The sequence below is a fragment of the Specibacter sp. RAF43 genome (genome assembly GCF_052114065.1).
In the GTDB taxonomy this organism is placed as follows: domain Bacteria; phylum Actinomycetota; class Actinomycetes; order Actinomycetales; family Micrococcaceae; genus Specibacter.
Genome location: NZ_JBFREA010000014.1, coordinates 81,233 through 102,438, shown reverse-complemented (window position 1 = coordinate 102,438; position 21,206 = coordinate 81,233). Strand labels below are relative to the sequence as shown.

Annotated in this window: 26 protein-coding genes; all 26 read right to left on the bottom strand. The window is 66.7% G+C overall.

Annotated features, from left to right (window positions below):
• Positions 1 to 23: 23 nt before the first annotated feature.
• A complete protein-coding gene (locus AB4Y80_RS09735; protein ID WP_442213888.1) occupies positions 24 to 1,151 on the bottom strand; it encodes an EscU/YscU/HrcU family type III secretion system export apparatus switch protein in 1,128 nt (375 codons plus the stop codon).
• A complete protein-coding gene (locus AB4Y80_RS09730; RefSeq protein ID WP_442213887.1) occupies positions 1,144 to 1,911 on the bottom strand; it encodes a flagellar biosynthetic protein FliR in 768 nt (255 codons plus the stop codon). Before AB4Y80_RS09730 ends, AB4Y80_RS09735 begins: the two co-directional genes overlap by 8 nt.
• A 3-nt stretch (positions 1,912 to 1,914) precedes the next feature.
• Positions 1,915 to 2,187: a flagellar biosynthesis protein FliQ gene (gene fliQ, locus AB4Y80_RS09725; protein ID WP_442213886.1), complete on the bottom strand. Its 273-nt coding sequence runs from the start codon at positions 2,185 to 2,187 to the stop codon at positions 1,915 to 1,917.
• Positions 2,184 to 3,038 carry a flagellar type III secretion system pore protein FliP gene (gene fliP / locus AB4Y80_RS09720; protein WP_442213885.1) on the bottom strand — a complete coding sequence of 285 codons (855 nt, stop codon included), beginning with the start codon at positions 3,036 to 3,038 and terminating at the stop codon, positions 2,184 to 2,186. The genes fliQ and fliP overlap by 4 nt, the downstream gene beginning before the upstream one ends.
• 2 nt (positions 3,039 to 3,040) lie before the next feature.
• Positions 3,041 to 3,469 (bottom strand): flagellar biosynthetic protein FliO, encoded by a 429-nt coding sequence (locus AB4Y80_RS09715; RefSeq protein ID WP_442213884.1) that lies wholly within the window; start codon positions 3,467 to 3,469, stop codon positions 3,041 to 3,043.
• Entirely contained in the window at positions 3,470 to 4,180 is a 711-nt protein-coding gene (gene fliN / locus AB4Y80_RS09710; protein ID WP_442213882.1) for a flagellar motor switch protein FliN, read from the bottom strand. It lies immediately after the preceding gene.
• Complete coding sequence (locus AB4Y80_RS09705; protein WP_442213881.1) at positions 4,177 to 5,085, bottom strand: flagellar motor switch protein FliM; 909 nt, start codon at positions 5,083 to 5,085, stop codon at positions 4,177 to 4,179. The genes fliN and AB4Y80_RS09705 overlap by 4 nt, the downstream gene beginning before the upstream one ends.
• Positions 5,086 to 5,117: 32 nt before the next feature.
• Complete coding sequence (locus AB4Y80_RS09700) at positions 5,118 to 5,927, bottom strand: OmpA/MotB family protein (protein WP_442213880.1); 810 nt, start codon at positions 5,925 to 5,927, stop codon at positions 5,118 to 5,120.
• Positions 5,924 to 6,733, bottom strand: coding sequence for a motility protein A (locus AB4Y80_RS09695; protein WP_442213879.1), 810 nt, complete (start codon positions 6,731 to 6,733; stop codon positions 5,924 to 5,926). Before AB4Y80_RS09695 ends, AB4Y80_RS09700 begins: the two co-directional genes overlap by 4 nt.
• 3 nt (positions 6,734 to 6,736) lie before the next feature.
• Positions 6,737 to 7,021, bottom strand: coding sequence for a flagellar FlbD family protein (locus AB4Y80_RS09690; RefSeq protein ID WP_442213877.1), 285 nt, complete (start codon positions 7,019 to 7,021; stop codon positions 6,737 to 6,739).
• 101 nt (positions 7,022 to 7,122) lie between these two features.
• A complete protein-coding gene (locus AB4Y80_RS09685) occupies positions 7,123 to 8,298 on the bottom strand; it encodes a flagellar hook protein FlgE (RefSeq protein WP_442213875.1) in 1,176 nt (391 codons plus the stop codon).
• A gap of 65 nt (positions 8,299 to 8,363) precedes the next feature.
• Positions 8,364 to 8,702, bottom strand: coding sequence for a flagellar hook assembly protein FlgD (locus AB4Y80_RS09680; RefSeq protein ID WP_442213873.1), 339 nt, complete (start codon positions 8,700 to 8,702; stop codon positions 8,364 to 8,366).
• Between the two features lie 95 nt (positions 8,703 to 8,797).
• On the bottom strand, positions 8,798 to 10,309 hold the full coding sequence (locus AB4Y80_RS09675) for a flagellar hook-length control protein FliK (RefSeq protein ID WP_442213872.1): 1,512 nt from the start codon (positions 10,307 to 10,309) through the stop codon (positions 8,798 to 8,800).
• Positions 10,306 to 10,725 (bottom strand): flagellar FliJ family protein, encoded by a 420-nt coding sequence (locus AB4Y80_RS09670; RefSeq protein WP_442213871.1) that lies wholly within the window; start codon positions 10,723 to 10,725, stop codon positions 10,306 to 10,308. The genes AB4Y80_RS09675 and AB4Y80_RS09670 overlap by 4 nt, the downstream gene beginning before the upstream one ends.
• Positions 10,722 to 12,077 carry a FliI/YscN family ATPase gene (locus AB4Y80_RS09665; protein WP_442213870.1) on the bottom strand — a complete coding sequence of 452 codons (1,356 nt, stop codon included), beginning with the start codon at positions 12,075 to 12,077 and terminating at the stop codon, positions 10,722 to 10,724. Before AB4Y80_RS09665 ends, AB4Y80_RS09670 begins: the two co-directional genes overlap by 4 nt.
• The gene (locus AB4Y80_RS09660) at positions 12,074 to 12,712 is read right to left on the bottom strand and encodes a FliH/SctL family protein (RefSeq protein ID WP_442213868.1); all 639 of its coding nucleotides are present in this window, start codon (positions 12,710 to 12,712) and stop codon (positions 12,074 to 12,076) included. Before AB4Y80_RS09660 ends, AB4Y80_RS09665 begins: the two co-directional genes overlap by 4 nt.
• Positions 12,702 to 13,724: a flagellar motor switch protein FliG gene (gene fliG, locus AB4Y80_RS09655; RefSeq protein WP_442213867.1), complete on the bottom strand. Its 1,023-nt coding sequence runs from the start codon at positions 13,722 to 13,724 to the stop codon at positions 12,702 to 12,704. The genes AB4Y80_RS09660 and fliG overlap by 11 nt, the downstream gene beginning before the upstream one ends.
• Positions 13,721 to 15,319 carry a flagellar basal-body MS-ring/collar protein FliF gene (gene fliF, locus AB4Y80_RS09650; RefSeq protein WP_442213866.1) on the bottom strand — a complete coding sequence of 533 codons (1,599 nt, stop codon included), beginning with the start codon at positions 15,317 to 15,319 and terminating at the stop codon, positions 13,721 to 13,723. The genes fliG and fliF overlap by 4 nt, the downstream gene beginning before the upstream one ends.
• Positions 15,319 to 15,627 carry a flagellar hook-basal body complex protein FliE gene (locus AB4Y80_RS09645; protein WP_442213865.1) on the bottom strand — a complete coding sequence of 103 codons (309 nt, stop codon included), beginning with the start codon at positions 15,625 to 15,627 and terminating at the stop codon, positions 15,319 to 15,321. Before AB4Y80_RS09645 ends, fliF begins: the two co-directional genes overlap by 1 nt.
• 3 nt (positions 15,628 to 15,630) lie before the next feature.
• The gene (flgC, locus tag AB4Y80_RS09640) at positions 15,631 to 16,017 is read right to left on the bottom strand and encodes a flagellar basal body rod protein FlgC (RefSeq protein ID WP_442213864.1); all 387 of its coding nucleotides are present in this window, start codon (positions 16,015 to 16,017) and stop codon (positions 15,631 to 15,633) included.
• Positions 16,017 to 16,358 (bottom strand): flagellar basal body rod protein FlgB, encoded by a 342-nt coding sequence (locus tag AB4Y80_RS09635; protein ID WP_442213863.1) that lies wholly within the window; start codon positions 16,356 to 16,358, stop codon positions 16,017 to 16,019. The genes flgC and AB4Y80_RS09635 overlap by 1 nt, the downstream gene beginning before the upstream one ends.
• A 136-nt stretch (positions 16,359 to 16,494) precedes the next feature.
• Positions 16,495 to 16,809 (bottom strand): hypothetical protein, encoded by a 315-nt coding sequence (locus AB4Y80_RS09630; RefSeq protein WP_442213862.1) that lies wholly within the window; start codon positions 16,807 to 16,809, stop codon positions 16,495 to 16,497.
• A 41-nt stretch (positions 16,810 to 16,850) separates the two neighbouring features.
• Positions 16,851 to 17,255, bottom strand: a complete 405-nt coding sequence (locus AB4Y80_RS09625) for a flagellar export chaperone FliS (protein WP_442213860.1) — start codon at positions 17,253 to 17,255, stop codon at positions 16,851 to 16,853.
• Complete coding sequence (gene fliD, locus AB4Y80_RS09620) at positions 17,252 to 18,643, bottom strand: flagellar filament capping protein FliD (RefSeq protein ID WP_442213859.1); 1,392 nt, start codon at positions 18,641 to 18,643, stop codon at positions 17,252 to 17,254. Before fliD ends, AB4Y80_RS09625 begins: the two co-directional genes overlap by 4 nt.
• A gap of 157 nt (positions 18,644 to 18,800) precedes the next feature.
• Positions 18,801 to 19,964 (bottom strand): flagellin N-terminal helical domain-containing protein, encoded by a 1,164-nt coding sequence (locus AB4Y80_RS09615; protein ID WP_442213857.1) that lies wholly within the window; start codon positions 19,962 to 19,964, stop codon positions 18,801 to 18,803.
• A gap of 136 nt (positions 19,965 to 20,100) precedes the next feature.
• Positions 20,101 to 20,940: a sigma-70 family RNA polymerase sigma factor gene (locus tag AB4Y80_RS09610; RefSeq protein ID WP_442213856.1), complete on the bottom strand. Its 840-nt coding sequence runs from the start codon at positions 20,938 to 20,940 to the stop codon at positions 20,101 to 20,103.
• Between the last annotated feature and the right edge of the window lie 266 nt (positions 20,941 to 21,206).

Below are 21,206 nucleotides of genomic sequence, written 5' to 3'. Positions count from 1 at the left end.
GGCCAGCTTGGACACATTATGGTTCACGCGGGAAGTCCTTTGGTCATCAGGGACGGGCGGGGCGGGATGGTGGAGCCGGCGGGCAGGATCTGGTGGGTTCCGGCCGCGGCCCCGCGCTTCTTCAAGGCGATGACGAATGCCAGCACGGCCGCCACCTGACTGTACAGCTCCACCGGGATTTCGGCGCCGAGGTCGCAGGCGCCGTGCAGGGCCCGGGCCAGGGGAATGTCCCTGACCATGGGCACCTTCTTGGCTTCGGCCTCGGCGCGGATGCGGGCGGCCACCCGGTCCGCGCCCTTGGCCACGACCCGGGGGGCGGACTTGCCGGGCTCGTATCGCAGCGCCACCGCCACGTGCACCGGGTTGATGAGGACGACGTCGGCCGTCGCCACCGCGCTCATCATGCGGCTGCGCGCCATGCTGAGTTGGCGTTGCCGGCGTGCCGCCTTGATCATGGGGTCGCCGTCGCTGTTCTTGTTCTCATCCCGCACTTCCTTCTTGGTCATCCGCGTCTTCTTGCGGTTGCGCCGCGAGACCACGAACACGTCGGCCAGGGCCAGCAGCATGCCGGCCGCCACGGCAAATTGCACCAGTTCGATCACTCCCCGCCCGGCCGCGGCCAGGAGCTCGGAAATCTGCAGGCCGCCGGCCTGAAGCAGGATCGGGACCATGCCCTGGACGACGACATAGAGCACCAGGCCCACGACGGCCGTTTTGAGGAGCGCCTTCGCACCGTTCCAGAGGGCCTGGGTGCCCACCACGTTCTTGAGTCCCTTCAAAAGATTGAACTGTTCAAACTTGCCCTCGAACTTCTTGAAGCGGATGCCGCCCTGGATGGCCGCGGCCGCCGCCACCGACGCCACCACCGCCAGGAACATGGGGCCCAGGATCTCGGCCAGCGCGCCGAGCGCCTTTTCCAGGGCCCGCAACGCAACCAACGGGTCCGGGTGCGCGGCCATCGACGCGGCCGTGAACATCTGGTCCGCCAGGGCGTCTGAGCCCCGCCGGATCACTCCGGGAAGCATGATGACGGCCGCGCCCACACCAACCCACGCCGTGAGGTCCTGTGACCGGGACAGCTGCCCCTTTTCACGGACCTCCTTCATTCTCTTTTCGGTGGCCCGCTCGGTTCTTTCGCCGGTTTCAGCCACGAGCCACCACCCTCGCCAGGTAGCCCATGACCGTGTCCACCATGCCCGGCACCACATGGCCCAGGCCGATGACGAGCAGGCCGCCCAGGGCCAGGGTGAGCATGATCTTCAATGGGAAACCCATGGCAAACGCGTTCAGGGCCGGCGCCACCCGGGTGAGCAGGCCCAGTCCGGCATCGGCCAGGAACAACACCACCAGCAAGGGCCCGGCGATCTGGACGGCGGCCAGGAACATGCCCGTGGTGGCCGTCGCGATGACTTGTGCCGGATGTGCCAGATCGAAGCCGCCGCCCATGGGGATGGCGTCGAAGGAACGGGCCAGGCCGCCGATGATCAGTTGGTAGCCGTCCGAGACGAAGAGCAGTGCCACGGCCGTCATCTGGAAGAGCCGGGTGAACTGCGCGCCGTTGACCAGGGACTGCGGGTCAAAGGCCTGGGCCATGGCAAAGCCGCCAAAGGTGTCGACCAGGGCGCCGGCCGTCTGGATTGCGGCGAACACCAGGTACACCAGAAAACCAAGCGCCGCGCCCGTGACCACCTCCAGCAGCAGGGAGACGATGAAGGGACCGGTGTCGCTGACGGTCCCGGCGGCCGGTAGCCGGCCGGCCATCGCCACGGCCAGGCCCAGGGACAGCATCGCCTTGATGCGCAAGGGAATGGCATTGTAGGAAAAAGGCGGCGCAATGACGATGAATGCCGTGATCCGCACGGCGGCAAGCAGGCAGGTCTCCATCCAGCCGAGGTTGATCGGAATGTTCACGGCTCAGCCCCTCAACAGTGCGGGGATCTTGTCAAAGAGCTCGTTGGTGAACGTGACAATCTCGGTGATCATCCAATGCCCGGAGACTAGCAACGCCAGGGCCACGCCCACCGCCTTGGGCACGAAGGACAGCGTTGCCTCCTGCACCTGGGTGATGGATTGGAGCAAGGAGACCGCGAAGCCGACGATCAGTGCGGTCAGCAAGATCGGCGCACAGAGCTTGGCCGCGACCCAGAGCGCCTGGACGGCGATATTGAGTACCTCGGAGGTATTCACGTCCCACCCCCATAACTTTTGACGAGTGCGGTGACGATCAGGCCCCAGCCGTCGACCAGGACGAACAGCAGGATTTTGAACGGCAGGGAGATCATGACCGGCGGGAGCATCATCATGCCCATCGACATCAGGGCCGAGGCGACCACGATGTCGATGATCAGGAACGGGATGAAGATGACAAATCCGATGATGAAGGCGCTGCGGAGTTCGGAGATCATGAACGCCGGAATGAGCGTCAGCATCGGCACCGCATCCGGAGTTGCCGGATTTTCCCGGCCGGCGGAGCGCGTCATGAGGGCGATGTCCTCTTCCCGTGTCTGCGGCAGCATGAAGTGGCGCAGCGGGGCGGACGCGGCGTCAAAGGCGCCGTTGACGTCCAGATGACCGTTCAGGTACGGCTGGACGGCCGCATTGTTGATGTCGATCAGCGTTGGCGACATGATGAACAGCGACAGGAACAGGGCCAGGCCGGCCAGGACCTGGTTGGGCGGGATCGACGGCAGGCCCAGGGCGTTCCGGGCCATGGCCAGGACCACGAAGATCTTGGTGAAGGAGGTCATCATCAACAGCAAGGCGGGCGCCACGGACAGCAGGGTGATGCCCAGCAGGGTCACGATCGCCGAACTGGGTTCGCCGTTGAGGCCGTTTACCGTGACGTTGACGCCTCCGGTCCCCGGGACCGTTGGCGCGGTGGGCGGCGTCGGCGGGATGGGATCCCCGGGCGCCATGACGGAGAGGGCATGCGCGGAGGAGGAAAAGACCAGCTGGAGCGCCACCAGCACCGCCAGGACCAGGCCCAGGATCACCGCCGCCCGGCCCCACCGGCGCAAGGTGACGGAGGGAGTGTCCATATTCACAGATTCAGGCCCTTGCGCACCGCGGCGCCGGCCTGTTGCCAGGTCTTGGGCGAGAGGATGGATCCGGAGAGCCCCGCCGGTTCCGGGCGTTGACGCCGGCCCCGCACCGGGCGGAGGCCGTCCGCTTCCGTCCCGGCCTGCCGCAGGGCATGGGAAAACGCCGGCTCGGGGGCGGGCTCGGGGGCCGGCCCCGAATGCAGGACGTTGATGGTGTTCTCGGTGACGCCAAGCAGGAAGCGTTGGCCGTCCGAGTCAACCACCACCACCGACGCCTTTTGCCCCACGCTGCGCCGGCTGACCACCTGCAGGTCCGCCTCGACCGGCGAACGGTTCCCCTTGACCCAGCGTTTTTGGGCCATCCACAGCAGGACAACCACCACACCCAGAGACAGCGCCACCCGCAGCACCAGCAGGAGCGTGTCCACCTAACGGATCGTCTCCGCAGCATCGAGGATCTTGGTAATCCGCACGGCGTACTCCTGGTCCACCACCACCACCTCGCCGTGGGCGATCAGACGGCCGTTGAGCAAGATGTCGGCCGGCGATCCCGCCGGCCGGTCGAGATCCACCACGTCCCCCGGCTCCAGGCCCAACACGTTGGCCACTGTCATCCTGGTCCGGCCGATGACGACCGACAGCGCCATTTCGACGCCGTGAATGCGCCCCATCTTCTGGGCGGTCACCACCGCGTTGCCACGGGACGGGTGTTTTTCACTGTTTTGGGTCCGGATGGCGAACCAGGCGAAAGGTTCGGTGCTGCCCGGCTCGGAAAGCCTGTAGACGGCCGCTTCAGGATCGGCGAAGAGATCGGTGGAGGCGCCTTCGGCAACGTCGCCCAAAACTCCTGAGCCCAGGGTTTCCGCAGCGGCTTCCAGCGCGGGCCGCAGGACGTCCCGGGCTGAGACGGCGGCCGAGACCGCGGCCATCTTGATGATTTCCTCGGTGCTGCGCGGCAGGGCGATGGCCAGTTCCGCGGAGATGGCGCCCAGATAGTCAACGGTGAGGGTGGACATGCCGACGGCCGGGATTTCACCGGAGGTGACCGTCCAATGCACCGATTCCAGCGGCGTTGAGGCGGGCAACAGGGCCGCCAGGGCGGCTACGGCCGTCACCTGTTGGGTGGGGGTGATTGTCACGGGGCGCTCTCCTCGATTGAAACTATTTGCCCGGCCTGCCTGGATCCATGGGTCACGCCGACGGCCCGGGCCACGGACTCGCCCGCCAGGGCCAATTCAAAGGGCCGCCCGACGGCGTGTTCCAACAACACCACATCGCCCACGGCCAAATTCAAGATGACCCGGGGCCTGACCGCGACCGGGCCGATGCTCAATTCCACATCCACGGGGACGCGGGACACCTGGGCCCGCATCTGTGCCGGCGCCGCGGCACGGTCGCTCCTGGGGCTGTTGGATCCCATTTGCTTCAGCAGCGACTCCGCCGGCAAGGCGACGGTGGCCGCCCAGGTATGTTCGCCCACGGTGACACTGAGGTCCGCCACAATCATCAACGTGTTCGTTGCGGCGGCCTGGGCGAATTGTGAATTGAAGTGAATTCCGTGGACGGTCGGCGCGGCGGAGAGCAGGGACCCAAAAGAGTACTGCAGATCCTCCAACGCATCATCCATCAGCCGTTTCACCAACGACTGTTCGATCAGGGTGAACTTGCGGTTGGGCAGGGGGACGACCGGACTTCCACCGAGCATGCGGGTGATCCAAAACAAGGCCGCCTCGGTGGGAAACTGAATGACGCCCTTCGCTTCTTGTCCCTCAACTTCGCACAACACCATCGCCGTTGCGGCCGGCAGGGAAGCGGCGTACTCGTCGTACGTGACCATCTTGACGTTTTCGGCAACCACGGCCGAACCGGCCCGAATATTGGTTGTCAACAACGTGCCCCACTGCCGGGCGAATGTCTCAAACGCCAGCTCCAGGACCCGGCTGTGCTCTCGTGCCAACGTTGTGGGGCGCCGGAAGTCGTACACTTCCACGGCACGGCCCAGCCCGCTTCCGGGCAGGACTGGACTCACTGAAGGTGCTGACACATCAGCTACTATCGGCAGCTGTCGAATCCGCGTTAGGGCTGGTTCACTTTTACTTTGAGGGCCGCGGGGATCAGGGCCCGCACGTCCTCTTTTTGACTGGACAGCACCACGATGTCGACCCTGCGATTGAGTTCCCGCAGGGCCTCGGTGGAGTCGTCGTTGACCTGCCGGGCGGAGCCGTATCCGACGGCACCGACTGTTGGGGCGGGGATGCGGCCCCGCTCCACCAGGTAGCGCAGCACCCCGACCGCGCGCTCGGAGGAGAGTTCCCACACGGAGGGATAGTTGGTGACGGCGTTGGCCGCGTGCCCCTCCACGGAAATTTCCAACTTGGCACTCTTGAGCACGGGCGCTATCGCCCCGAGGACGCGGACCGCCGTCGTGGACAGGGCCGGGCTGTCCGGCAGGAAGAACGTCTGCGAGCCAACCAGCTTCACTGTCAGTCCGCGCTGGTCAATTTGGAATTCGACGTTGGCGGCCAGTCCGATGGCCAACAACCGTGCATGCATGGCATCGCGCAGGGCGGTGAGCTTTTCCGCCTCGGCCACGGCCAGGGCCTTTTCGTCCTTGGTGAAGGCTCCTTCCTTTCCCACTTCCTTCGGTGGAACCACGATGCCGGAGGCGGTGTCGATCTTGCCGACGTTGACCTGGCCGAACCCGGTGGCCAGGGACTCCTTCAATTGGGAGAATTTCGCGTTGTCCACCGAGGACATGGCATAAAGGACAATGAATAGGCACATCAGCACGGTGACCATGTCCATGTAGGAGGCCATCCACCGTTCGTCCGGGTGGTTGGCGGAGAGGCCACTGCGTTTGCCGCGCCGACCCCGTCGCGGGCTCACGCCGCCGACTTTAGGTGGTCGTCGCTTCCGGGTTTGCGGGCCGCTTTTGCCGTTCCCCGGTTGTGTTCGGGTACCAGGGCGGTGAGCCGTTCACGCAGGAGGATGGGCTGGGAACCGGCCTGGACGGCGAGGACGCCCTCCATCAACAGGGTCATCCTGTCCACCTCGAGCTCGGAAAGCCGGGCCAGGCGGTTGGAGATGGGCAGCCACATGAAGTTCGCTGACAACAGTCCCCATAGCGTCGCGACGAAGGCACTGGCGATCATGGGGCCCAGGGTGCTGGGGGTGGAGAGGTTTTCGAGCACGTGGGTCAGTGAGACGACGGTGCCGATGATGCCGACGGTGGGCGCATAGCCGCCCAATTGCTGGAAGAACCGTGAGGCGATGTTGTCGGTCTTCATCTTGGTGTCGATGGCGTCGTCGAGCATTTCCCGCAGTTCGTCGCCGTCGGTGCCGTCCGCGATGTTCTGCAGGGCGTCGCGAAGAAAAGTGTCCTGCGTCTTGCCGGCATCCTCCTCCAGCGACAGCAGGCCCTGGCGCCGGGCCTTCTCCGCCAGATTGACCACCGTGTCAATGCTTTCGGCCGGCGGGGACGGCTTGGCGGTAAACGCCTTGGGAAGCGACTTGACCGAATGCAGGAAGTCCTTGAACGTGGACCCGGCCAAGCCGACGGAGATGGTGCCGACGAAGACCAGCAGCATCGGCGGCATCAACAGCACGCTGCCGACGCTTGAGCCTTCCAAATTGATCATGGCCACCAGTGAACCGAAGGCGATCACTATGCCAATAAGAGTTGCCGGATCCATGGCCTACCGCCCGCCCGCGCTAATTCCCTCGGGTGGCCCCGTCGGATGAATGACACTTAGTCGCGGGGACGGATGCTTTGCCGGGCCGCCGTCGTCGTAGTAGGCGATGGAAATGACCTGCGCCCGGAAATGGGCGATCTTTTCGATGACCTCGGCCATGGATTCGGTGACGATGAACCGGGCACCGTCCGCCATGACAAGTATGGTGTCGGGAGATTCGAAGATACGTCCAATGAGGTCCGGATTCACCGCAAAGTGCCGGCCGTCAAGGCGGGTCACAATTATCATCGGCGCATCCTTCTCACGGCTTGCATGGCATCAACCACGTACAGCCGTCACTGTCGGCCGCCCCGCCCCATCCGTTAGGAGTGGGACGGGGCGAAGGCATGCTACCGCTTGAGCTGCGTCAGTTCCTGCAAGACCTCATCGGAGGTGGTGATGATGCGCGCGTTCGCCTGGAATCCACGCTGGGCCACGATCAGGTTGGTAAATTCCTGGGACAGGTCCACATTGGACATTTCCACGTAGCCGCTGGTCAGTTCGCCGAAACCGCCGGAGCCGGCCGTGCCGAGTGTTGCGGCGCCGGAGGAGGCCGTGGCCCGGTAGCTGGAGGAGCCGATCTTTTCCAGCCCGCCGGGGTTGGTGAAGTTGGCCAGCGCCACCCGGCCGATCACCATGTTCTCCCCGTTGGTGAACGTTCCGGTCAGCGTCCCGTCGGTGCCCATGGTGAAGGACTCCAGCGTGCCGGCCGCGTTGCCGTCATGGCTGGTCACCGCCACCGTCGTTGACCCGGCGTTGCCCGTCAGGGCGGCCAGATCCACCGTGATGGTACCAACACCCAGGGAGGTGCCGGGAGGGAGCGCGCCGGCGGTGAAAACCAGGCCCAACGGTCCGGCGGTGGCGCCATTGTCATCGGCGGCACTCGCATCCCACCCGCCGGCCGTCTTCGTGAAGGTCAGGGCCAGGTTGCGCGCCGCGCCCGTGGCGTCAAACACGCGGACGTCGCGGGCCACCACGTCGCCATTGACGGCGTCCGAGGGCAGGTTGCCGCCCAGCACGGCCGACTTCGTGTCGGCGGGCGGAGCCACCATGTCCTTGGAAATCCGAATGTTGCCCAGGGCGCCGCCGGCATTGACCACACCCTTGACTGCCGGCCAGCCCTGCACCAGGGCGCCGTCGGGGGAGACCAGCCGGCCGCGGGAGTCGAAGTCGAAGGCCCCGGCGCGGGCGTAGGACTGCTGGCCGCCCTTGCTGGTGATAAAGAAGCCGTCGCCGGAGATCATCATGTCCGTGGAGCGGCCGGTCGCCTGGGCCGAGCCCTGGGAGAAGTTCGTCGAAATGGCGGCGACCTGGACACCGAGTCCCACCTGCGCCGCGTTGGTGCCGCCGGTCTGGGCCTGCGCCGACGACCCCGAGCGGGCCACCTGCGACAGTGTGTCCTGAAATTGCACGCTCGAGCCCTTGTAGCCGGCGGTGTTGACGTTGGCAATGTTGTTGCCGGTGACATCGAGCATGGTCTGGTGTGCGCGGAGGCCGGAAATGCCTGAATACAGTGAACGAAGCATGGATGGAGCCTTTCTGTGCGGTTGGTCTGTGCCTGTTGAAGAGTTGAAGAGTTGAAGAGTGCTGTCTACGGTGCGGTAATGCCGGATATGACGTCCAGCGGGACGGTGAGCTCGCCCACCTTGACCTGCGGAATGCCCAGCGCAAACGACACCGACTCGGCCACGCCGGTGTGTGCGGTGCCGTCCTCGCCGTGCCAGGAGATGCTTTGGCCGATCATGGCGGCCGCGGCCGAGCGCATTTGGAGCGAGAAGTTCTCCGTGGCGGTCTTGTCCATGTTGGTGAGCTTCTCCATGGTGGCCAGCTGGGTGGTTTGGGAAATCATCTGGTTGGTGTCCATGGGCGAGGAGGGGTCCTGGTTGCGCAGCTGGGTCACCAGCAAGGACATGAACATGTCCGCGTCCATGGCCTGTTTGGGCGCGCGCGCCGGGGTGGTGCTGTAGACACCGTTGACGGCGGTGGCCGGGGAGATGGGTTCGGTGCTGATGGTGGCGCTCCTGTCTAAACCGTGATGTCCAGTGATGTGGTGCCCGATGAGCCGCGGTATGGGGCCCGCTGCCCCGCCATGGAACCGGCGCGTTCGGTGCCGGGTTCCTGCCGCCAGGCCTGTGCCCCCGGCGGCGGCGCACCGTTCCCGCGCGGGGAGTGGTCTTGGCCGGCCGTACCGCCGCCCAAGCCCTGGTTCAGGCTCAGCGAGGACGACAGCCCCTGCCCGGCCAGGTCCCGCTTGAGGTCGGCCAGGATCAGCCGCAGCCCGTCGCGTCCGGCCTCGGTGGCGGCGAGCAGTTCAATGCGGACGCCATCGGCGCCCATGTGGGCGCTGACGGTGACGGGCCCGAGCGTGTCCGGCACCACGTGGACCGTCATCACCTGCGCTCCGGCCTGCCCGGTGGCGAGCTGGAAAATGGGGCGGGCCAGCTGTTCCGTCAACGCCGGATACGCTCCTTGGGGGGCGGCCGCAGCTGCCGGCGCGGGCGCCTGGGTGGGCGTCGCGGACGCCACCGTGGCGGTTCCGACCGAGGGTACCCCCTGCTGGTGGAGGGCGTCGGGCGTGCCCGCCGCGGCGTCCATGCCCTTCGGAAGCACGACGCCGTCACTGGCGGCGCGCTCCGGCCCCGCCTCGGATGTTGCGCCGGGTGTTGCGCCGGGTGCCGCCCCAGCGACAGCTGGGGCAGCAGCGGCGAAGCCTGGAGTGCCCGGCACCGGTTGCGGGGACGCGGCACCGGCCGTCGGGACGGCCACCGGTGCCACAGCTGCCGCGGCCGCGGTCGTCGACACCGGGGCGGGCATCGTCCCGGCGTCGCTGGGCGCCGCGGTGACCTTGGTTGGCAGCGTTCCGGCCGCCGCAGCCGCCGCGGCCGCATGTATGGTCGGCCCGGAGGCCGCCACCACTGCTGACGCCGCCGCGCCTGCGGTTGCCGCAACCGCTCCCGGCGGGCCGGCCACAGCCGGCGGCGTCACGGGAAGGGGATCCGGCGCAGCGGCGCCCTGGGCGGGCGTCGCCGCGGCCGGGCTGGCCGCTGCGGACCGGCCCGGCGCTGCCTGCTCTCCCACGACGGCAAGTCCCGTGGCGGTTGCAGTTCCCAAGGCAGCGCCAGGGGAAGCCGCGGCCGGTGCCGGTCCGGCGGCCATGGAAAGCCCCGCGGCCACGGAAAGCATGGCGGCGATGTCGCCCCCGGCGTTCGGACCGGCACCGCCCCCGGCGTTTGGCACGGCGTCACCCCCGGCGTTCGGCACGGCGTCACCCACGGCGGACGGTGCGGCGTCGGCCGCGGGGTTCAGCGCGGACGCTGCCTGGCCGGTCGAAGCTGCGGATTCACGGCCCTGCAACGGTGCGGGTGACTTTGACGCCACACGCCCGTCACGGCCTGCCTGGTCCATGGCGCCTTCGAGGCGATCGGAAAAACTGCCGGCATCTGAGCCGGGCCTGGCCGGTCCGCCGGCAGGGCCCCGCGGGGGCGAGGCGTTCACGGTGCCCGGCAACGGGCCGGCACCGGCGCCCACGGCGTTCACTCCAGGCCCTTTCGTTGTGCCAACGCCAATTCATCCAGGAATTTTTGTTCGTCGAGCAGCTCCGCGGCGTTGGACGCCAGCTCGTGCCGCTCGGCCAGTTTTTCCAAGGAGTTGGCGGCGGTCTTGGCCTCGACCAGTGCCGCCTGCGCGCAGGCCGCCTCCGCGTCCAGCGAGGTGGCAAGCGACTGCAGCTCGAGCAGCAGGCTGCGCGAGGCAGACCTGGCGGCGGCCGCGGCCGTCAACGCCGCCGCGGAACTGACCTCGGCCGCAGTTTCAGCAAGGTCTCGCCGCGCACCGGCCACGCGCCGGCCGTGGGAGTTGCGTCTGTCATTGGCGCGCGCCAGTCCGGCGGACGCCTGGTCCTCCTGCAGCTTGCGGTAGCGCAGCAGGCCGGCAAGTCGAAACGTCTTGGTCATTGAAGCCCTCCAAACAAGGTGACAAGGGAACGCAACTCGGCCCAGGAACCATCTCCCGGCACCTGGTCGTCAAGCTCCTGGCGCAGGAATCGATTGATGGCCTCGGCATGGTTCAGGGCGGCATCGACCATCGGGTTTGAGCCGGACTGGTACGCGCCGACGTCGATCAAGTCCTGCACGCCGCGGCGGGCGGCCATGACCCGGCGCAGGGTTGCGGCGTCATGCTTTTGCTCGGGTGTGCACACCTTTGACGCCACCCGGGAGATGGAGCCCAGGGCGTCGATCGAGGGAAAGTGCCCGGTCACGGCGAGTTTCCGGTCCAGGACGATGTGCCCGTCCAGGATGGAGCGCACGGCGTCGGCGATGGGTTCGTTGTGGTCGTCGCCGTCCACCAGGACGGTGTAGATGCCGGTCACCGAGCCCGTTTTGTCCGTCCCGGCCCGTTCCAGGAGTCGAGCCAGCACGGAAAACGTCGACGGCGGATAGCCGCGGGTGGCCGGCGGCTCGCCGACGGAGAGCCCAATCTCACGCTGCGCCATCGCCACCCTGGTGAGCGAATCCATCATCAACACGACGTCGTCACCGGCATCCCGGAAGGACTCGGCGATCCTGGTGGCCGTGAACGCGGCCCGCAACCGGACAAGCGCGGGTTCGTCGCTGGTCGCCACCACCACAACGGAGCGGGCCAGGCCCTCCGGGCCCAGGTCGTCTTCGAGGAATTCGCGGACTTCGCGCCCGCGCTCCCCCACCAGGGCGATCACCGAGACGTCCGCCTCGGTGCCTCGGGCGATCATGGACAGCAGCGACGACTTGCCCACGCCGGAACCGGCAAACAGCCCCATGCGCTGTCCGCGGCCCACGGTCGTGAGCGTGTCCACGACCCGGACCCCGGTACTCAGGGGCACGCGAATGCGCGCCCGCTCCATGGAATTCGGCGAATTGTTGGCCAGCGGCACGCCCGGGCCAGTGGCCAGGGGCCCCTTCCCATCCAGGGGGCGGCCCAGGCCGTCTATGACCCGGCCCAGCAGGCCCCGTCCGGTGGGCACCAGCAAAGGTTCGGTCCTGGCCCGGACCAGGTCACCTTGTGCCAGCCCTTCCATCGGCCCCAGCGGCATGATCTTCAGGGTGTCCCGGCCAACGGCCACCACCTCGGCCGCCGTGCCGGTCGCCCCGGAGTGGGCGCGGGCAATGCTGACCAGATCGCCCACCGCGCATCGCAGTCCGCTCACTTGGGCGGTCAACCCCACGACGGCGGACACAATGCCGACGCGTTCGGGTGCGGCGGCGCGCAGGGCGGCCGCAAACCGGCCGGAACTGCGCTCCGTGAGGTTGCCGGGCCAGGCGGGGCTCATGCCCGCGGTTCCAGCAGTGCACGGCGGGCCCGCTCGAGGGCGGTGGAGATGCGGGCGTCCAGGAAACCGTCCGGGTATTCCGCCACGGCGTCCCCCCGGGCAAGATGGGGATCGGCAATGATGTCCGGGACGCCGGCGGTACGGGCGTCCGCACTGAGGGCGGCCAAATCGCGGGGATGCACCCGCAGCACGGGCGGGTCGGCGTCGTCCTGGCGAGCCAGGACCCTGGCGAGGACGGCGCGCGAGGAGGTCTCGCCGTCGTCCAGTTCCTTTCCGACGACGGCCTCGGCCAAGGCCAGGGCGCACGACATCAGCGTCTGTTCCGCTTCGGCCAGCACGGGCTTCGTGCGGGCGGCCAGGGCGGCCGCGGCCGCGGCCAGCACGGCGATCTCGGCATCGACCCTGGCCCTCAACTCGACCAGCAGCGCATCGTGCTCCGACTCCATGGCCTCGCGCATGAGCGTCGTTTCAGCCTTGGCATCCTGCAGGCCCGCGGCGTAACCGAGGGTATGCCCGTGCCGGTACCCGCGGGCCTCCGCCTCCGCGTGCAACTCGGATTCCTTCACCGTGGCCACGGCCGGATAGACCGCCGGCGTGATCACCGGGGCAACACCGGCCTTGCCATTAGTAGACATAGGCGTCATCCTCGGCATCCCCGCGGCGCACCGAAATTTCGCCGGCTTCCTCGAGCTCGCGAATGATCCGCCCAATATCCGCCTGGGCCTGCTCCACGTCCGAGGCACGCACCGGTCCTACCGATTCGATCTCAAAGTCAAGGAGGTCCCTGTTGCGCTCGGAAATATTGGCCCGAATCACATCCTGGACAGTGACGGGGGCGCCCTTCATGGCCAGGGCCAGGATGCCGGCTTCCTTGCCACGCAAGACCTTCTGGACGTCCTGGGCGTCCAGCTTCACCAGGTCCATGAACGTGAGCATGCGGGAGCGCACTTCCTCGGCCAGGTCCGGGTCACGCAGCTCAAGGTCCTCCAGGATGGCCCGTTCGGTGGCGGCATCGGAGCGATTGATGATGTCCACCAGGGGTTGGATTCCACCAATCACCGCCACCTTGTCGCGCGGACCCACCACCGTCAACGCGCGCTGCTTCAAGGTCTCGGCCAGGATGACTACGGACTCGGGCGTGGCCGGCCCCATGGTCGCGATGGCCTGGGCAACATCCGTACGCACGTCTCCGGCGAGGCCCGTCAGCGCCTCCGACGCCCGGTCGGGGCGCATGTGCGCCAGCACCAGGGCGATGGTCGTGGGCATTTCGCCGTCCAACAGGGAGACCAATTGGCCGGCGTCGGCGTCGTCCAGGAATTCAAAGGGCTTGCCGGCCAATTTGGTGGACAGCCGGTTCATGACGCCCGCCGCACGCTCGGCGCCAAAGGAGGCCTCCAGCAATCCGGCGGCGAAGTCGCGGCCCCCCAAGGCGGCGTGTCGGCCGCTGACAACCAGGTCATGGAATTCGTCAATGACCGCGTCGGCTATGTCCGGGTGAACCCGTCGCATCTTGACGATTTCGGAGGCGACTGCCTCGGCCTCGGGTTCACTTAGGTATGCCATGACGGAGGCGGCCGAGGTCTGGGAGAGCTGCATGAGCAACGCCGCGGCCTTTTGCAGGCCGTTCAGGTTGGTGCCGTCGTTCATATGCTCACCTTGTCGTCCATGAAGGAGCGCAGCAATGCGGCGGTTCCCTCCGGGTCGGCGGCGGCCAGGGCGTCCAGGGAGGCCCGTCGCGAGGCGGATTCACTCCGTTCCGTCACCGGCAGGGCCACCGGTTCCGGGATGGCCGGCAGGGCAGTGGTCTCCGTCGTCCCGGAGACCGTCAGTGCCCCGAGCTCGGCCAGCGTGTCCTTGCGTTCGCCCAGGTCCACCAACTGGCGCACCTGGCGGCGGTTCTTGCGCGCGTACAGCACAAGTGCCAGCAGGAGCACCAGGACGGCCAGGGCGCTGATGAGAATGGTCCGCCACGTCGAGGCCGCCGCTGCGGAATCGGCGTCGGCCTTGGCGGCGTCCAGGGCGGACTTGGCGGCGTCGGCCGCGGCGGTGGAGAAGGGCACTACTTTCACGCTCACGACGTCCCCGCGGGCCCGGTCGATCCCCGCCGCCGCGACCACCATGTCCGTCAGCGTGGCCGCATCCACCCGCTTGGCGGCCGCGGTGTCCACCGCCACGGCCAGGGACTGCCGCTGCAACGTGCCCGCGGGGATGCTGGTGTTTGCCGTGGTCTTGTCGACGGCATTGTTCTTGGTGGTCGTGGTGGATTCGGTGTTGCCGGCCCCCGCCCCCGTCCCACTGGGCACGGCAATGTTGTCCGGCCCAAGCACCCCGGCACCGGAGCCGGTGCCGTTGGTGGACTTGTTGGAACTGGTGGATTCGTTCAGGGCCGGGGCGCCGGTGGGTGAGGCAAACGACTCCTTCACCACCTCGGAGGAGGACTTGTCCATGGCCGCGGTCAGTGAGACGGTCGCGTTGCCGGGGCCCAGCACGCGGTCCAGCATGGCCTGAACGGCAGCGCCAGTCCGCTTCTCGTACTCGGAGGCCTGCTTGTCGGCGCCGCCGCCCAGGGCCGCACCTGCGGCGGAGAGAACGTTGCCCTTGGCGTCCACCACCGACACGTTGGCTGGCGTCAGCCCCTCCACCGCGGAGGAGACCAGGTGGACGACGGCGTCGATCTGGTCCGAGGACAATTGCGCCGAACCCCCCGATTGCACGAACACGGACGCGGTGGGGTCGGTTTTCGTGGCGGTGAAGACGGTCTTTTCCGGGATGGCCAGCTTGACCGACGCGTTTTGCACGCCGTTCATGGCCATGATCGTCTTGGCCAGCTCGCCTTCCATGGCCCGCTTGTAGGTGACATTTTGCTGGAATTCCGAGGACGTCACGCCCATGTTGTMCAGCAGGGAATAGCCGCCCGTGGTTGCGGCCGGAAGGCCGGCCGAGGCGGCCTTGAGCCGTTCATCGTACACGTTGGCGTCCGGGACCAGAATGGTGGAGCCGCCGTTTGTCAGCTGGTACGGGACGTTGTCCGTCTTGAGCTGGGTGACGATGGCGCTGGCGTCGGCGGCCGCGATGCCGGAAAACAACGGGGAGTAAGTGGGCTTGGTCAGCCAGGTGCCCAAGGCCACCGTGCCCAGTACCAGCACGGCAACGCCAATGACGGCCAGCGTGCGCTGGGCCGTGCTGAAACCCTTGAGGGTTCCGGCCAGGCGGCCGAAAAGTTGTGTGACGACGGGGGGCATCAGGCCTGCATCCTCATGATCTCTGTAAACGCGTCAACGCCCTTATTGCGGATGGCGGCGACAAGTTCGAGCGTCACCTGGGCGCGGGCGGCGGCAATGGTGGCGTTGTGGATGTCGTCAAGGTTTCCGGTCACCGCCTGCACGGCCAGGGTCTGGGCGTCCGAGGACAATGCCTGCGCGTTGTCCAGCGCCCCGGTCAGGGCCGCGCCGAAGCCGGCACCGTCGGTGGCTCCGGCACCCATGCCGGATGCGGGCAAATACGTGGTCGGGGCGGTCGCCTGGACGCCAACGATGGGTGTGGGACTCATGGGTTATTTTCCAATCTGAAGTCCGGCTTCATACATTGTCTTCGCGCGGTCCACGACCGCCGCATTGGCCTGGTAGCCGCGCTGGGCCATGATGAGCTGCCCCATCTGCGAGGCCACGTCGATGTCCGGGTACCGGACGTAGCCCTCGGCGTCGGCCAGGGGATGGTCGGGTTCATAGACCAGCCGGCCTTGCGCGTCGCCGTATGCGGCTCCGGCCACGTAGACGCCCGAGTTCCCGGCGCCGGCCTCGGCCAGGACGTAGCGGGCGCGGAACGCGTCGCCGCTGGTGGCCGTGGCGGTGTTGACGTTGGCCAGGTTGTCCGAGACCGCGTCCAGCCATTTGCGGTGCACGGTCAGGGCCGTTGCGGCGATTCCAATGGCGTCGGCCATTACTGGGTCTTCAATGCTGTGCGCATGGCCGTGAATTCGCCGTTGACGGCCTGTGCGGCAAATTGGTAGCGAAGTGTGGTCTCCACATTCGAGAGCGTCTCGGTGTCAAGGTTGACGTTGTTGCCGTCGAGCCTGGTGGGTTCCAGGGAGCGTGCCGTGGTTGCCGTGACATGGCCGTCTCCGGCGCGCACCGACGCGGCCAGGGCGTCCTCAAACATGACGCGCTTGGCCGTGTAGCCGGGGGTGTTGACGTTGGCAACGTTGTTGGCGATCGCCTTTTGGCGCTCGGAGAGAGAATTTAATGCGCTCGTAAGCGCCACGGTGACCACGGAATCCAGCACAGCGCTCTTCCTCGACGAAAAATGGGGCCGGTCCGTGGCCTGGGGTGAGCGATCCGTGCTCCCTCGTATCTATCGGCGCTCCGGGAGAGTTCGTAAGGCGGCGGCCCCACAATTTTTTTCCGTTCCTGCAACGGTCCTAGCCGATGACGTCCACGTATATCGGTTGGACCTCCGTGCGTGACTCGGTGAGTGCCGCCAGTTCGTGTTCGACGGCGGATCTGGACTTGCGGACCAGGCCCGCCGCCTGCTCCTGGAGAGTCACCAGTTGCCGCGCCCGCCGGGCCAGGGCCGCAGGGAGCGCACCAAGGTCGGCCGGCGGAGCCCAGTCACCTTCCATGCCGTCGGTAGCAGCCAGGTTCCTGCGATTACGCGCCATTTCAATTGCCCGTTCCGCGTGTTGCTGCAGCTGGTCCAATGCCTCTTGCCAGCGCAGCAGGGGCTCGGCATCCACCGGCAAGCCCTCTCCCGTTGGTTCCGTAATCGGCCATTTGGTCATCCCATGACCCCCGAGGGCCCGGGCTGCGCGGCGGCGTCGTGCCAGGACTGGCGCAACGGCTCCAAAAGTGCGATGCATTCGCGGGTCAAGTCAACGTTTCGGAAGAGGTTGGCGTTCATCATGGCCGTGCCGGCGTAGTTGTAGATGCCCAGCAGGTTCTCCGCCCCCACCCAGGCGCCCAGATCCAGGGAGCCGGACAGCTCGCCGATGATCTCCTGGGCATGCATCAACTGGTCTCGGGCGACATCCCACGACTCCGCGACCTGGGCGGTCTCGGCCCGGGCCAAGTCAAGCAGGAGCCGGTCGTAAAGCATCACCAGCAGCCGTGCCGGGGAGGCGGACAGGATCGCCTCGCGCTGGAAGGCGTTCAGGGAGCGGTTGATGTTCGGTATTGCCGTCACTTCTTCTGGCTGCTTCCGGTATCGAGGGACCCAAGTTGGGCGGTCAGCCAGCTCTGTTGCGATTGCATCTTGCTCAACTGCACCTCCAGGGACGTGTAGATGCCCTGCAGGGACGCGCGGCGGGCGGCCAGCCGGCCGTCCCAGTCGAGGATCTGGGCGTTGAGGTCGTCGACCACGTTTTGCTGCCCCGTGATCCTTTGCGTTAGGGTCCCTGTGTACGGGTCGGAGACCGCCGTGGCCGCCGCCGCGACCCGGCCGGCGATTGTCGCCAGCACGTGCTCCACGGCCGTGGGATCCTTGGCGTAAGCGGCGGCGAAGGCATCCGCGTCAAAGGACAGGTCGCCAATCTTCGTCGTATTGATGCCGATGGTTGCCGGGGATTGCCCGTCGATGGGGTCGGCGACGGCGTTGAATAGCCGCGTCTTTGCGGCGGCGGTGGTGCTTTCGCTGGTAAACAGGCCTGCCGTCATGGTGGCCGCACCGGCGGAACTGGTGCCGGCAGAGACAGTGGACTGGGTGTAAATGGAACCGAGGATGATGTTGACACTGCTTGCCAGGTCCTTGGCGGCGGCGCCGACCTTTCCCGCGTCCCGCATGACCGAGACCGTCACAGGGTCGGTGGAGGTCTTGTTGACGGTGACGTCAACGCCGGGAGCGATGGCGGTGAAAGTGTTGCCGGCGGACGTGATCGCGGTCTCCGCAGCGGTACCGGCCCACAGTGTGACGCGGGCATCCTGGCCGGTGCGCAGCACGGCGGCGCCCGGTGCGGCCATCAGCTCCGGGGCGGTGCCGGCGCCAACCTCGGCAGCACCCCCCTGGTAGGCCGTGAAGACGTTGGCGGCCCCAGTTCCCGTGGCGGTCAGTTGCAGCCTGTACTGCGTGGTTCCGGAGCCGTCCACGCCGGAGGCCATTTTGACGGCGGAGACACCGGCGGACGACGAGTTGATGGCGGCAACCATGTCATCCAGGGAGGTAGATGCGGCGGTGACCTCTGTCTTGGTCCCGTCAGGTTTGACGAAGGTCAGCACGGGGGGCGTGGCAGGCCAAGCGGTCATGGCGGCACTAACCACGGAGTGACTCTGGGCCAGCTGGTTGACCGTCAGGTCCAGCCTGGTCGTGCGGGCGCTTGAGGATGCGGTGGCGGTGACGACATCCGACGATGAGGTCGCCAGGTACATGTCCAGTCCGCCGATTTTGGCCAGGCCGCCGGCCTGGGTGGCAAGGGCCGCGAACTTGGTGTTCAGCGACCGGAAGGCGGTGACCAGGGCCGTGTCCGTAGTGACCTTGGACTTCATCAGCGTTTGCGGGCCGGCCTCGGCCGCGATGAGCGCGTTGATGATGGCGGTGGTGTCCAGGCCGGAGACCATCCCATCGATTCCCATGCCCATGTGGCGGTTCCTCTCGACGGTGCTGATTCAGGGACGACGATTATTGGGGCGATGATGCTGTCGGCACCACCGGCCCGGTGGTGGCCGTGAGGGTCGCGTGGACTCCCGCGGCCACCACCGGTTTCCGGTTGGCTGCCGTACCGCTTGGTCAGTCGGTTTAGCCGAGCAGCTTCAGAACGCCCTGGTTGGACTGGTTGGCCTGGGCCAGCATCGCGGTGCCGGCCTGTGACAGGATGTTGGAACGGGTGAAGTTCACCATTTCCGACGCCATGTCGACGTCCGTGATGCGGGACTGGGCGRCCGTCAGGTTTTCCTTGCCAACGTTCAGGCTGTTGATCGCCGACTCGAAGCGGTTCTGCACGGCACCGAGGTCGGCACGGGCGGCAGAGATCGTGGTGATCTTGCTGTCGAGCAGCGTGACGGCGGCAGAGGCGCCGGTCGCGCTTGAGAAGTCCAGGCCCGCGGCGCCTCCGTTCGGCGCGCTGACTGCAAAGCCGGTACCGGCCGAGGCATCGGTCCCGGCGGTGGCGCCACCTACCACATCTCCGCCGCTGAACGCCCGGACAACAAGCTGGTTGGTATCGTTGACCGTCGCAACCAGCTTGCCGCTGAAGCTGGTATCCGAGTTGAGCTTGTCGGCTACCTGCTGAACGGTGGTGAAGGAGCCGGCCGCACCGAGGCTCGCCGTGGTCACGGTGCTCGTGCTGGCGTCAGCCTCGGTGATCGAGAAAGACATGGCGCCCGTGACGTCCGTCGGGGTAAGGACGTCAACCTTGGTGCCGCCGGCGGCACTGCTCAGGGCCGTGGCGATGTTCTTGACGTTGGCGCCGCTCAAGTTAACCGCGATCTGGCTGCTGGCGTCACCGTTCGCACCCACCTGGAAGCTCAGGGACGCGTGGGAGCCATCGAGCAGCTTGATGCCATTGAAGTTCGTTGCGTCGGAGATCCGCGTTAGCTCGTTGGTCAGCTGGGTGGCCTCCTTGGTGATCGCGCCACGGGAATCGGCGTTGTTGGAGTCGTTACCGGCCTGGACCGCAAGATCGCGCATGCGCTGCAGGATCGAGTGGACCTGGGTCAGTGCGCCTTCCGCGGTCTGCAGGACCGAGGTGCCGTCCTGGGCGTTGCGGGCGGCAACGGCGTAGCCGTTGACCTGGGACTTAAGGCCTTCGGAGATGGCCAGGCCGGCGGCGTCGTCCGCCGCACGGTTGATGCGCAGGCCGCTGGATAGCTTCTCCATCGACTTGGACATCGCGTTCTGGGTGTTGTTGAGGTTGCGGTAAGCATTGTTTGCCGCGAGGTTGGTGTTGACTTGCATGCCCATGAGTAAATCCTCCGTGAGATTTGGGTAGTGCCGGGCCGCCCGTCCGTGGGCAGCTACGACCAACTGTCGGCACTTCCTCCTTACCGGTTAGGAACTTACCGGCGGGAGTTCCGCATCCGCGGCCCACACCCGGTGGTCATCCCAGTGCCGGCATGGTATTTGCCGTGCGGTCGCCGGTCAGGGCCCCCAGCATTCGGGTGGCGCCGCCCAGGGTCCTGGCGCCAAGGTCGGCCAGGTACTCCTCCCGGCGCGAGGCGGATATCCGCGAATGCGGTGCGGACTTGGCGTCGGCCGTTGCCAGATAGTGCCGCTCCATGCCGTCCCGCAGGAGCCGCATGGCCTCGGCGCGCTGCTGGGAGACCGCCGAGTGGCTTGAGCCCAATTCCTCCGCCAGCTCCTTCACGGAGCGGTCACCATAGTAGATCTGCTCGACGATGTAGCGCATCTTCTCGGGCAGCGCCGCCACGGCCTCACCCAGAAAATCCTCATGCTCGGCCGCCAACAGCGTTTCCTCGGGGCTTTGCGACGTTGCCGCCACCATGTCCGCGATCACATCGGTCAAGGGCGTGACGCTGCGCGCGGCATCAAGCCTGGCCGCTTCAACCGTCGCCCGGTCCACGCCCAGCGCGGCCGCCAATTCCTCGGTCGAGGGCATGCGGCCAAGGGCGGCGGAGAGGGTTTCGGCCATGACGGCGTGCTCGCTCATGCGAGTTCGGGCGCCGCGGGTGGCCCAGTCCTCGCGGCGCAATTCATCCGCGAACGCGCCTTTGATGCGCCGCCGGGCATAGGCGCCAAACGGGACGCCCAAGCTGGCGTCAAAGGCCTCCGCACATTGGATGAGGGCTATGGCTCCCACCTGTGTGAGGTCGGGCCGGGACAAGTGACTGGCTCGCATGCAAATTTCCGTGACCAAGTAGCCCACCAACGGCAAATTTTGCACAACAAGTCGGTCGCGTTCTTCGCGATTCAACGGCACTGCCCCCCTTGCAACTTGTGACTCAACGTCGCAACCGACACCCCCCCAGGTGTGCCACCAGCTATCAAGCACAAGTGACACTTCACTCTAAGTCAGATCGAGCCACCACGGCGGGTGATTCGCCAGGTATTTATATCAATTTGGTTAATTTTCCACTGCGCAGACGCCGCGGTCAGCGGACGTGAGGGAATTAACACATTACGAACGGGCAATGTACGCCGATAGTATCCTGTGACACCGCCCCGGCCCGATGAAAGGACACATCC